The sequence below is a fragment of the Bacillota bacterium genome (assembly GCA_013178045.1).
Classification (GTDB): Bacteria; Bacillota; Ch66; order Ch66; family Ch66; genus Ch66.
In genome coordinates this window covers 137320-149159 of record JABLXP010000001.1, presented here as the reverse complement: position 1 = coordinate 149159, position 11840 = coordinate 137320, and the positions used below count along the sequence as shown (strand labels likewise).

11 protein-coding genes are annotated in these 11840 nt (G+C 48.8%); all 11 read right to left on the bottom strand.

Features of this window, described 5'->3' with window-relative positions:
- Window positions 1-85: 85 nt before the first annotated feature.
- The 11 genes from HPY81_00800 to dapA all read right to left on the bottom strand — a co-directional run bounded on the left by HPY81_00800 (window position 86) and on the right by dapA (window position 11827).
- Window positions 86-898 (bottom strand): basic amino acid ABC transporter substrate-binding protein, encoded by an 813-nt coding sequence (locus HPY81_00800; protein NPV25998.1) that lies wholly within the window; start codon window positions 896-898, stop codon window positions 86-88.
- Between the two features lie 103 nt (window positions 899-1001).
- Entirely contained in the window at window positions 1002-1547 is a 546-nt protein-coding gene (gene pgsA, locus HPY81_00795) for a CDP-diacylglycerol--glycerol-3-phosphate 3-phosphatidyltransferase (GenBank protein NPV25997.1), read from the bottom strand.
- The gene (rimO, locus tag HPY81_00790) at window positions 1544-2875 is read right to left on the bottom strand and encodes a 30S ribosomal protein S12 methylthiotransferase RimO (protein ID NPV25996.1); all 1332 of its coding nucleotides are present in this window, start codon (window positions 2873-2875) and stop codon (window positions 1544-1546) included. The genes pgsA and rimO overlap by 4 nt, the downstream gene beginning before the upstream one ends.
- A 20-nt stretch (window positions 2876-2895) precedes the next feature.
- A complete protein-coding gene (locus tag HPY81_00785; protein ID NPV25995.1) occupies window positions 2896-3663 on the bottom strand; it encodes a helix-turn-helix domain-containing protein in 768 nt (255 codons plus the stop codon).
- A gap of 33 nt (window positions 3664-3696) precedes the next feature.
- Window positions 3697-4740 (bottom strand): tRNA 2-selenouridine(34) synthase MnmH, encoded by a 1044-nt coding sequence (mnmH, locus tag HPY81_00780; protein ID NPV25994.1) that lies wholly within the window; start codon window positions 4738-4740, stop codon window positions 3697-3699.
- A gap of 134 nt (window positions 4741-4874) precedes the next feature.
- Window positions 4875-7115 (bottom strand): DNA translocase FtsK, encoded by a 2241-nt coding sequence (locus tag HPY81_00775; protein ID NPV25993.1) that lies wholly within the window; start codon window positions 7113-7115, stop codon window positions 4875-4877.
- Between the two features lie 220 nt (window positions 7116-7335).
- Window positions 7336-7845 carry an acyltransferase gene (locus HPY81_00770; protein NPV25992.1) on the bottom strand — a complete coding sequence of 170 codons (510 nt, stop codon included), beginning with the start codon at window positions 7843-7845 and terminating at the stop codon, window positions 7336-7338.
- A 6-nt stretch (window positions 7846-7851) separates the two neighbouring features.
- A complete protein-coding gene (locus HPY81_00765; protein NPV25991.1) occupies window positions 7852-8082 on the bottom strand; it encodes a hypothetical protein in 231 nt (76 codons plus the stop codon).
- Window positions 8079-8873, bottom strand: a complete 795-nt coding sequence (locus HPY81_00760) for a translocation-enhancing protein TepA (GenBank protein ID NPV25990.1) — start codon at window positions 8871-8873, stop codon at window positions 8079-8081. The genes HPY81_00765 and HPY81_00760 overlap by 4 nt, the downstream gene beginning before the upstream one ends.
- A gap of 90 nt (window positions 8874-8963) precedes the next feature.
- Window positions 8964-10622, bottom strand: a complete 1659-nt coding sequence (locus HPY81_00755; protein ID NPV25989.1) for a ribonuclease J — start codon at window positions 10620-10622, stop codon at window positions 8964-8966.
- Between the two features lie 323 nt (window positions 10623-10945).
- Window positions 10946-11827, bottom strand: a complete 882-nt coding sequence (gene dapA / locus HPY81_00750) for a 4-hydroxy-tetrahydrodipicolinate synthase (GenBank protein NPV25988.1) — start codon at window positions 11825-11827, stop codon at window positions 10946-10948.
- Window positions 11828-11840 lie beyond the last annotated feature (13 nt).

Sequence of the window (11840 nt, the reverse complement as noted above, 5' to 3'; positions counted from 1 at the left end):
ACTAATCGAATCGATCAAGTGAAAACCGGTGAGGATGCTCACCGGTTGCTTAAACCATCTGGATTAAGAATATATCTAAATCTGCTTATTTGCCAAACCACTTGTTATAAATCTCCTGGTATTTGCCGCTGTCTTTCAGCTTCTTCAGGGCATCATTGACTTGTTTCAACAATTCGGTGTTCTCTTTCTTGATCGCGATCCCGTAGTATTCTTTAGAGTAGAGCGGACCAACCGTCTTCACCTTGGCTCCCTTCTTAATGTAATACTCGGCCACCTGTTTATCGTTTAAAACCGCGTCAACGCGACCTTGCTCCAGGGCCATGAACGCATCACTAATCGTGTTAAATCGCTGGACCTTTCCCTTCGTCTCCTTCGTTGCCATTTCATCACCAGTGGTGCCGATCTGGACACCGATGCGTTTCCCCGCTAGGTCTTCTAGTTTGGTGATCGTTGTGTTATCAGGTCGTACAGCGATTATCTGGCCAGCCTCAAAATAGGGATCAGAAAAGTTTACCGTCTTCTTCCGTTCATCAGTAATGGTCATTGAAGAGACGATCATATCAAACTTCCCGCCCTGCAGAGCTGGAATGATCCCGTCCCAAGCAGTGTCCTTGAATTCTACTTCCATACCCATTTCCTTGGCCAGAGCCGTGGCAAAATCAATGTCAAACCCGACAATAACATCCTTATCTCCGGTCTTTTCATGAAACTCCATGGGTGGATAAGTGGCATCCGTTCCTACCACTAGTTTCTTGGACGGTTGTTTGGCCGGCTCGCCGGCTTGTTTAGCAGGCTCTTTAGGTGGTTCGGTTTTCTGACCGCACCCGACTACCCCTAACACCAAGCTGGCCACAAGCAGTGTTACCATCAGTAGAACAAACCCCTTGTGTTTGAACATGGCTTCATTTTCCTCCTGTTTTAATTAATAACTCAGACAAATTATATCATTAACTGTGAATCCGGTTCAACAGGAGAATTTACAAAAACTGAGAAAAAACGATCTATTCCATGTAAAGTCGCAGTGTTTTTTTCGCCTTAATAAAATAATCGATTCCTGAAATTACAGTAAATGCTACAGCAACCATCATTGCGGCTTCGCCGATCGGAAAACTAATCAGACTGAACGGGAAATCATTCAAAAGGATCACCGTAATCGCCACGATTTGGGTAATTGTTTTTGCCTTACCCAGTTTACTGGCCGCGATAATCACTCCCTCAGCCGCCGCAACCGACCGTAAACCGGAAACGGCAAATTCCCGTCCAATAATGATTACCGCAATCCAGGCCGAAATTTGTTGCAATTCCACCAGGGAGATCAGCGCAGCTGAGACCAGTAACTTATCAGCCAGAGGGTCCATTAATTTTCCAAACCGGGTTACCTGGTGGCGACTGCGCGCAATATAGCCATCCAAACCATCAGTGCTAGCCGCCAGGATAAAGATGCCCGCGGCGATATATTCACCGTAAGGAATTCTGATCAACAAGATCAGCATGAAAACTGGGACCAGGAAAATCCTGAGCAATGTTAAGAGATTAGGTAGATTCATAAAACAACCTCTCCAATTAAGTCATATTCAGTCGCGCCGGTGATCCTCACCAGCACCATATCGCCTGCCTGAACTGGGGCTGACGGAATATAAACCATTCCATCAATCCCGGGGGCGTCCCGTTCTGTCCGTCCGTAATACATACGGGAATCACCTTCAGTTTGTCCTTCGATCAGAACCGGTACGGTTCGTCCGATCCAGGCTTGATTTTTCTGCCGCGAAATATCTTGCTGCAGCTGCATCAGTTGATGATACCGACGCTGCTTGATTTCTTCTTCCACTTGTTCAGGCAAGCTAGCCGCCGGGGTATTTTCCTCCGCTGAGTAGGTAAAAACTCCGACGCGATCGAATCGCATTTCCTGAACGAAATTGAGCAAATGAGCAAACTCAAGTTCCGTCTCACCGGGAAATCCCACAATAAAAGAGGTACGAATGGCTACATCGGGAAGCCTTTGCCGAACTTTATGCAGTAAAGCTTTGACTGGTTCCAGATTCACTGGCCGGTTCATCCGGGCTAACACACGCGGATCAGCGTGTTGCAAAGGAAGATCCAGGTAATTACACACCTTGGGTTCACTGGCCATTGTTTCAACTAGCTCATCAGTAATCCGACCCGGATAGCCGTAAAGCCACCTGACCCATTCCAGGTTCTTGAGTCGAGCCAGACTCCGCAGCAAATCAGGAAGCCGGCTTTTCCCATAAATATCTACCCCATAGCAGGTGGTATCCTGGGCAATCAGAATAATCTCTTTAACTCCCTGCCCGACTAAAGCCTCGGCTTCGGCCAGCACGGATTCCAGGGGACGACTGCGGTAATTACCCCGGATAGCAGGAATAATGCAATAAGAGCAGCGATTATCACACCCTTCAGCGATTTTAAGATATGCATAGTGGCGCGGGGTCGTCAAACGGCGCGGTGTCTGATGGCCATATATAAACTGGGGTTGATCAATGAAGGCAACTCTTTTTCCTTGCAGCACTTGTTCAACAACCTGAGCAATGCGAGAAAACTCGCCAGTGCCAACAACCGCATCGATCTCCGGCAACTCAGCTAGGAGTTCGTTACTATAACGTTGGGCCAGGCAACCCGTCACGATTAAACCATGACACTGCCCCTCACTCTTCCACTTCGCTAACTCCAGGATCTGGTGGATCGACTCCTCTTTTGCGGCTTCAATAAATCCACAGGTATTGACGATTAACACATCAGCCGCATCTTCCCTGTTGGTAATCTCATAACCTTGCTTAGTTAAAAAGCCCAGCATTACCTCGGAGTCAACAAGATTTTTTGGGCAACCTAAGCTGACTACCCCAACTTTAACAGTCAATTGTATCCCCTCATTCAAGTTCAATTATTATCTACACGAAACTCTTGTTGGACCACCTGGCCTTTTTTCCCTGGGAAACCTAAGCTGGTCCCGTTCTTAATCAATTCCACTCCCCCAGCGTTACCGATCAACATCCACACGCGCTCATTACCGCTGAACAATTTGCGTTCCCCTGGTGTCAGCTTGCCTGTAAAAGTATTAACGCCATCAACCGCCACCTGAACCCAGGTGTTTTCTTGAGCTAACAGTTCCAAAGTAATTCTCCCGTTGACTGGCTGGGTCGGGCGGGCCGGTTGAACTGAATTGGTCGGTGGGGCAGGGCTGGGTTCTTGAATAGGCTGAACTGCTGCCGGATCAGGCTGGTTAACACTCGTTATCTGACTGGACGCTGGTGGCATTTTCGTAGAAGAATGTCCCCTGCTGAGCCAATATACCGGTATCCCCAGCAATATCACCGCTATACCAACAATCAAGCCAAACCGGAGCTGCCGAGAATTAATCCGCCAGCCGAAAGGCTCCTTATTTACCACAGGCTCAAGGTTGGCCGGTCGTTCTGGATCAGCGGAAATGGCTTTGAACTCCTCAACCAGTTCCTCTGGATTGATGCCGAGAAACCGGGCGTACGTTCTGAGGAAGCCAACAGAATAGACCCGGGCTGGAAGTTCTTCATAAGCTCCCTCTTCCAGAGCCCGCAGGTATTTTCCTCTGATTTTAGTAGCCATCTCCGCCTCAGCTATCGTCAACCCTTTTCGCTGGCGCGCCTCCTTTAACTGATCACCAATATTCACCAACCCTTAACCTCCTTCCGATAATTAACATATTTAGTCAGACGCTACTGAATTCAGATACTCATTAATTTGGGCCGCCCCGGCCTGAATATTTCCCGCGTCAACACACAACTCATATTCCGGACTTGGGCCACTCGGATAATTATACAGAGGATCATAGTACTCAAGCAACAACACTTTTACCACAGTGGTAAAATCTCGGGAACGGATCAATTCGTTGAGCTCCGCCACCTTTTTCTTCCCCAGTCGTTTTTCTAAGGCTGTCACCGCCGCCTGCAGTTCATGGAGATTGTCCTGGTCATCATCTACATATACTTTGACTAACCGGTTGATCCGATTCTCCAGGGTATCATACAGCAATATGTGGCGACCAGCCTGCATGGCTGCAAAAAATCGCTCAGGTATTACATTGCGGCCAATCCGTCTGCTTTCACACTCAACCACGATAAACCGCTCTGGAGCAAAGCGAATCAAATGTTGGACCAGCGCGGCCTCAAAACTTTTTTGACTCGGAGGGGGAGGCATCCCAATATCACCAAAAACAGAGCCCCGATTATGTGCCAATCCCTCCAGATCTATCGTCGCCACCCCAAGCTTACTGAGTTCCTTGAGCATATCTGTCTTGCCTACCCCGGTTAAACCATGTAAAACGACTATCTCTGCTTGTAGCTCTAAATTATTCAGGTAGGCATTGACAAAGCGTCGATATCCTTTGAGCCCTCCGGCTAGACGCCGAACCGGAATCCCCATCAAGTCGCAGACTGTAGCCAGGGCCTGACTCCTCATGCCCCCCCGCCAGCAAAAGAGGACTACTTCCCCTTTTTGACTCCACTCCGCGATCTGAGCTACCAGACCTGGCAATTTCGGTGCGATGATCTCCAGTGCCTTAATCTTGGCGGCTTGGGGGCTGACTTGATGATAAATAGTACCGACTTGTACCCGCTCCTGATCGTTTAATACTGGTAGATTGACCGCCCCCGGGTACGTGTTTTCCGCAAACTCACTTTCCGAACGGACATCTACAAAAATCTGATTAGTCAATTTTACTGCTTCTTCAGCGGTGATTATTTTATGCATAACCATCTAAAACCAGTTGTTGTCCTCCTAACTCTGCCGTCGTGGTGATTAGGGTGACATATGGTTATTAAACCCTCTTCTTTTTCCCTCAGTATATCACCCAGGGAAATCTATTTCAAACTTTTTGCCGCTGATTAAAACTTACCAAATGTGTTCTCATACTGTTCTATAGTCATCAAAACTTCTCGCGGTTTACTCCCCTCGTACCGACCAATTATTCCCCGCTCTTCCATCATGTCGATTAAGCGAGCAGCCCGGGTGTAACCGATCCGGAAGCGCCGCTGCAATAAGGAGATCGAAGCCTGGCCAGCTTCGATGAATAACCGAACTGCCTCCGGTAGCAACTCATCTTCCTGCATCTGCTCCGCACTACTGCTCGGATCAACATTAGTGATACCCTCAACATATTGGGGACGGCCCTGTTTCCTCAAGAAATTTACGATCTGCTCTACCTCACGGTCAGAGATATAAGCTCCCTGGACTCGGATTGGCTTCGGCGCTCCCACTGGCATGAACAACATATCCCCGCGTCCCAGTAATCTTTCCGCTCCGTTCATATCCAGTATCGTTCGCGAATCGATCTGAGAGGAAACCGCAAAAGCGATCCGCGACGGAATATTCGCCTTGATTAAGCCCGTAATAACGTCGACGGATGGCCGCTGCGTAGCCAAGACCAAGTGAATTCCCGCTGCCCTAGCCATTTGAGCCAGCCTGATGACCGCGTCTTCCACATCGGCTGGGGCAATCATCATCAGGTCAGCCAACTCATCAATCAACACCACGATATAGGGCAAACAAAGATGGGGCTGATTTTCTTTCAGTTTTAATTGATTATACCGCACCATATCTTTAGTGCCGCTGGTAGCAAACTTTTCGTACCGCTTTTCCATTTCCGTCACCACCCAGCGCAAGGCCACCGCTGCCTTTTTGGGATTGGTCACAACTGGAGTGATCAAATGCGGAATTCCGTTGTAAGTGGTTAACTCCACCATCTTGGGGTCAAACATTAAAAATTTGACTTCGTCAGGTGTTGCTCGGAATAGCAGGCTGGCAATCAGGGTATTCATACACACGCTCTTACCTGATCCAGTGGCGCCGGCGATCAACAGATGCGGCATTTTGGTTAAATCGGCTACCACAGCGTTGCCCGCGATATCTTTCCCCAGTGCAACCGTCAATTTAGAAGAGCTTTCCTGCCACTCCTGGCTTTCCAAAACTTCCCGAAAATTAACCAGGGTAATTTCCTTATTGGGAACCTCGATCCCTACGGCTGCTTTACCGGGAATGGGAGCTTCGATCCGCACGTCGGGAGCAGCCAAGCTGAGAGCGATATCATCGGCCAGACTAACAATTTTACTCACCTTGATCCCAGGAGCCGGCTGCATTTCATACCTGGTGATGGTTGGTCCCCGATTGACCTGCGTCACTTTTGCCCGGACCCCGAAACTGTCAAGAGTTTCTTCCAGAATGCGAATGTTGTCAGTAATATCTTTATTAAGTCTGGTATTCTTAACCCGCAGTGAATTATCGAGCAAGCTCAGTGGTGGAAGAACAAAGATGCCCATAGCTGGCGGCTCAACCTCAACAAGCTGGTTGGCTGCCCGGGGAGGTGATTTGGGCGTCGGCAGGTCTTTCCGGGCCGGCTTTTGCCCGGTCTTGTCTTTACTGGAAACTGCTTGGATAGACGGACCCGTCACCACCTCGCCGTGGTCAATAATAATCGGTTCCCGCTCCTCCATCACTGGCTGAACCTCTTTGTTCTTATCTACTTCTTCCTCTTCATCTACCACGACAAAGAGAAAATTTGCCAAGTGTTCACGGGCCTTCTGATACGAACACCCGACCAAGTGAAGCAAGCGCTGAACCATGGCCACCAGGGAAAGATCGGTTGCTGATACGACAGCGGCCAGACAGAATGTTCCCAGCACGATGTAAGTGCCCAACAGTCCAAAGGCTTTCGTGAAGAGATAGGCAATTACCGCTCCTAGAATCCCTCCACCCTGGCCCTCCCAGCCCCTCGACCAGTACTGGTCGAAGGGCAGTTGTAAATGCAAGAACGTCAGAATAGCTAAACAACAAGTCACAACTAGTACGTAAGTGGAAGTTAACCTAAACGGGTTAGAGCGAAGACGAATCATTTGTACCCCCAACCACCCGATAGCCAATGGCAGAAGATATTTTCCCTGTCCACCCAGTTTCACCAGCAGAGTAGCCAACCAGGTGCCGACCCGGCCGGTCCCACTGTTCGAATCGGCCAAATTGAATAAACTAACCAGAGCCAATACTCCTACAGCCACAAGAGTCAAACCTAGAATTTCATACTTATGTCTTGAACGAGGCGCTTTCGCGATTCGCACTGGTCGACTCATGACCATCCCCCCATAATGTTAACAGAAACTGGTATACACAGGCCAATTATACCACAATTTCCTTATTTACTCCATGAAGAGGATTCCATCATCAACTAAAACACGATGAGAAAAATTAAAACCTTTCTCCCGCACCAAGAGAAAGGCTAATAATGGTAATTCACTAGTCAAGGCAACATGGCAGTTATAGCTTTAAAATAGCCCCTGGAAGAGCATAAATACCTAACTAAACCCTTTCTGGAATCTTCTGACTGATCTTCCGCGGGATTGGTCTGGCCGGCACTCCGCCGACAAAAGCGCCAGCGGGAACATCTTTATTCACCAGGGACGCTGCCGACACCACCGCATTGTCCCCGACGCTTATTCCAGGTAGAATAGTACTGTTAGCACCAATCAGCACATTTTTCCCGATCTCCACCCGCCCGACCCGCCACTCGTTAAGCAAATACTCGTGGGTCAAAATCACAGTGTTATATCCGATGATCGTGTTTTCCCCAATTGATATCTTTTCGGGAAAGAAAACATCCGGCATCATGTGCAGACCCAGGGAAACATCCTGGCCAATCTGCATCTTCAAAAAAAACCGGTACAGGAAATTTTTCAGCCGCAGTGAAGGGCAAATTCGGCCCAACGTGATGATCAGGTAATTCCTAATGACTTTCACTGGACTGACGGTTTGGTAGAGGTACTGAAGCGAATTTTTTCCTACAACGTGATTTCGCATGACACGGCGCATGGTCGCTTAATCCACCACCGCAGCGCAAGAATAAAATTTCACGGTTTGGCCGGGCTGAAACGATGGATTGAGAAAATCGTTGGGATCGGAACTGAGCACCTGGACAATCCGGCCCTCTTCTTCACCGGTCGCCTCCACCAGCAGCTTGACGCCATCGAGCTCAATTTGTCGGAATTTACGCTCACACTCAGAGCCTTCCAGAATCAGTTCGATTGGCAGGGCGGTGTATAAAATCATTGAATCGGTACCCCCTGATTCCTTTCTTTGTGGAGGCGGATTAATTCCTTCAGCTTGGCTACTGCCTTGGCCAGTCCCCCAACTTCATCGATCAGGCCGACTTCAACCGCGTCTTTACCTACTAAAACAGTGCCGATATCCCTGGCTAGCTCGCCGGTCCTGAACATCAGTTCACGAAACTTTTTATCATCAATCTTGGAGTGCTCAGTAACAAAGCGGACGACCCTGTCCTGCATCTTGTCCAAGTACTCATATGTTTGCGGCACGCCAATGACCAGGCCGGTCAGTCTGATCGGGTGAACGGTCATGGTCGCGGTTTCGGCGATAAATGAATAGTTGGATGCCACCGAAATCGGGACACCAATCGAATGTCCTCCGCCCAGTACCAGGGAAACCGTTGGTTTTGACATGCTGACGATCATCTCGGCGATGGCTAGGCCAGCTTCCACATCGCCTCCCACCGTGTTCAAAATCACCAGCATACCTTCGATTTCCGGGTTTTGCTCCACAGCCACCAGTTGAGGAATGACGTGTTCATATTTAGTGGTCTTATTTTGGGGTGGCAAGACCAGGTGCCCTTCGATCTGTCCGACAATCGGCATGCAGTGGATATTACTCTTCATCTCTGGGACATCCAGTTGGCCCAACTCCTTGACTGCCTCGAGTTTTTTTCCCGCTTGTTTCTTTCGCCCCTTTGGAGCTTCAGCCGGTGCCACCGGTTCGTTCTGCGCCGTCCTCTCAGAACTCAGGCTATCTGACAAATTTGACAAATTCGCAAACCAACCATCCATACGATTTCCCACTCTCCTTAATCTTTCCATTAACAGTTCTAGTATGCGATTTCAGCAAAAAAAGATACGCAGGTTGATCCTGCATATCTTCTATACTTCCATGATTATCGGTAAGATCATGGGACGTCTTCTGGTTTTTTCATATAAGAACTTGCCGAGCACATCCCGGATGTTTGACTTGATCGCCGCCCATTCGGTTATTTTTCGGTCTTCACATTTCTCCAGGGCTAGACGAACTCGTTCTCGGGCATCTTCCATCAATCCTTCTGACTCACGCACATAAACAAACCCACGCGATACTATATCTGGACCAGCAATGACACAACCGCATTCCTTATCGATCGTTACAACAACGACCATAATCCCGTCCTGAGACAACTGCTTGCGGTCACGCAAGACAATATTACCAACATCACCAACCCCCAGTCCATCAACCAGAACCCGGCCAGCCGTCACCCGGCCGCTGATTGAACCTCTGTGGCGGGTGAATTCCAGTACCTGCCCGTTCTCAGCCACAAAAATATTTTCTCGCGGTATACCCAGCTTCTGCGCGAGTTGAGCATGTTTAATCAAATGTCGGTATTCTCCATGAACCGGTACGAAGAACTTGGGGCGGACCAGATTGATCATCAGTTTTAGCTCTTCCTGACTGGCATGGCCAGAAACGTGGATTCCCGAAACCGACTCGTAGATCACCTCTGCTCCCTGTCGGAAGAGAAGGTCAATCGTTCGCGCCACCAGTTTCTCATTACCCGGGATGGGAATCGCTGAAATGATCACCGTATCACCGGGAACAATCTCCACCCAGCGATGGTCGGCCATCGCCATTCTGGTCAAAGCAGACATTGGCTCACCCTGGCTCCCGGTGGTGAGAATGGCCAGTTTATTCCTGGGCACTCGATTAAGATCTTCAACATCAACCAGTGTATCCGCAGGAATAGTTAAGTAACCCAACTCCGAAGCCACATTTACCACATTGACCATGCTGCGACCAACCACGGCAACTTTCCGTTGGTACTTGTGGGCCGTCGTGATGGCCTGTTGCAACCGGTGGACGTTCGAAGCAAACGTCGCGATAATAATCCTCTCTTTCGCTGTCCGGAAAGTTTCATCAAACGTTTCGCCGACGACCCGCTCTGACATCGTGTATCCGGGCCGTTCCGCGTTGGTGCTGTCAGCCAAAAGAACCAGAACACCGTGGTCACCTAATTCAGCCAGCTTGTGAAAATCCATGACTACTCCGTCAACTGGGGTTTGGTCAACCTTAAAATCACCGGAGTGAACGATTGTCCCTACCGGCGTATGGATGGCCAGGCCAACCGAGTCGGCAATGCTGTGACTGACTCTAAAGAATTCCACCCGGAAAGGCCCTAGATTCAGCACGTCGCGCGGCTTAACACAGCGCAAATCACCTTGCACATCGTTTTCCTTCAATTTACCCTGCAATAGTCCCAGGGTCAGCTGGGTGCCATAAACCGGTACGGGCAATTCTTTCAAAACATATGGCAGGGCACCAATATGGTCTTCATGGCCATGGGTCAATATGATGCCTCTAACCAGTTCCCGATTCTCCTTGAGATAGGTAATATCGGGGATGACAATGTCAATACCCAGCATTTCATCTTCCGGAAACATAAGGCCCGCATCAATAACAATGATGTGGTTATCATACCGAACTACCATTATGTTTTTACCAATTTCACCGAGTCCGCCCAGTGGAATAATATTTAGTTTTTTTTCTGCCATCAATTCACCTCCATATATCTTAAATCATCCGAACCATGTGCGTAAGTAATTCATTGAAGTCTCCCGTTCATATAACTGAATCATCCGACCTTACCGATTATTTTGGGCAAATGTTGATAGAACAGGTATTCTCTAACCTACCGCACCGTGCATTCTCTATTTATTATACATTATGCCCCGATCGGGTACAAGCCAAGTCGTTGGATTGTCTTAATCGGATTATATTCAAATTGTCACAAATGTTGCCCTAATAACAACAGCAAGGGAAGCAAAATACTTCCCTTGCTGTTAATTATTTCACCTTCTCTTGAATAATTAACTACAATTTAAATTAACTTCAATTGCTGAAGCACATCCCGGATTTGCTCCGTTTCCTGCGGGGTTGCCTCAACCAGTGGCAATCTAAGCCCACCTGCTGGTAAACCTAGAAGATTTAAAGCTTTTTTTACTGGCACTGGGTTTGAGGTAATGAACAAGACCTTGAAGAGAGGGAAGAGTTCGAGATGAATCTCTCTGGCTTTGGTAACATCGCCCTTGATATACGCAGAAATCATCTCCTGCAAACGCTGGCCAACGAGGTGGGAGGCCACACTGACGATGCCGCGGGCCCCAACCGCCAGCATGGGCAGGGTTAACGAATCATCCCCTGAATAGATAGAAAATGCCGGTGGTACAACACGCATCAGGTCAGATAGCTGGTCAAGGCTGCCTGCAGCCTCTTTAAGGGCGACAATATTGTCAATTTGGGCTAGTCTGGCCACAGTGCTGGGTAAAAGGTTGGTAGCAGTCCGTCCGGGAACGTTGTACATCATAATTGGCAGGTCTACTTTTTTGGCTACCGCCAAAAAATGCTGGTACAAACCTTCCTGTGAAGGTTTGTTGTAATAAGGGGTTACCAGCATGAGACCGTCAACACCGAGTTTGGCGGCTTCTGCGCTCAACTCAATAGCTTTCGCGGTATCATTGCTGCCGGTGCCGGCAATCACCTTGGCCTTGCTGCCAACAGCTTCTTTCACCGCGGCAAAAAGGTCTAGTTTTTCTTGGTAGGTTAAAGTAGGCGACTCGCCGGTCGTTCCGGCGACCACCAAGGTGTCTGATCCGGTCTGAACCAGGTGCCGGGCCAGCTTTTGGGCTCCGGGGATATCCACCTGGAGAGACGAATCAAACGGTGTAACCATTGCCGTTAAGACACGCCCGAAATCGGTCATTTCTTTCACCGCC

Coding starts and splice junctions, on each gene's coding strand:
- HPY81_00800 (NPV25998.1), bottom strand. CDS start 898: ATGTTCAAACACAAGGGGTTTGTTCTACTGATGGTAACACTGCTTGTG.
- pgsA (NPV25997.1), bottom strand. CDS start 1,547: ATGAATCTACCTAATCTCTTAACATTGCTCAGGATTTTCCTGGTCCCA.
- mnmH (NPV25994.1), bottom strand. CDS start 4,740: ATGCATAAAATAATCACCGCTGAAGAAGCAGTAAAATTGACTAATCAG.
- HPY81_00775 (NPV25993.1), bottom strand. CDS start 7,115: ATGGTCATGAGTCGACCAGTGCGAATCGCGAAAGCGCCTCGTTCAAGA.
- HPY81_00770 (NPV25992.1), bottom strand. CDS start 7,845: ATGCGCCGTGTCATGCGAAATCACGTTGTAGGAAAAAATTCGCTTCAG.
- HPY81_00765 (NPV25991.1), bottom strand. CDS start 8,082: ATGATTTTATACACCGCCCTGCCAATCGAACTGATTCTGGAAGGCTCT.
- HPY81_00760 (NPV25990.1), bottom strand. CDS start 8,873: ATGGATGGTTGGTTTGCGAATTTGTCAAATTTGTCAGATAGCCTGAGT.
- dapA (NPV25988.1), bottom strand. CDS start 11,827: ATGACCGATTTCGGGCGTGTCTTAACGGCAATGGTTACACCGTTTGAT.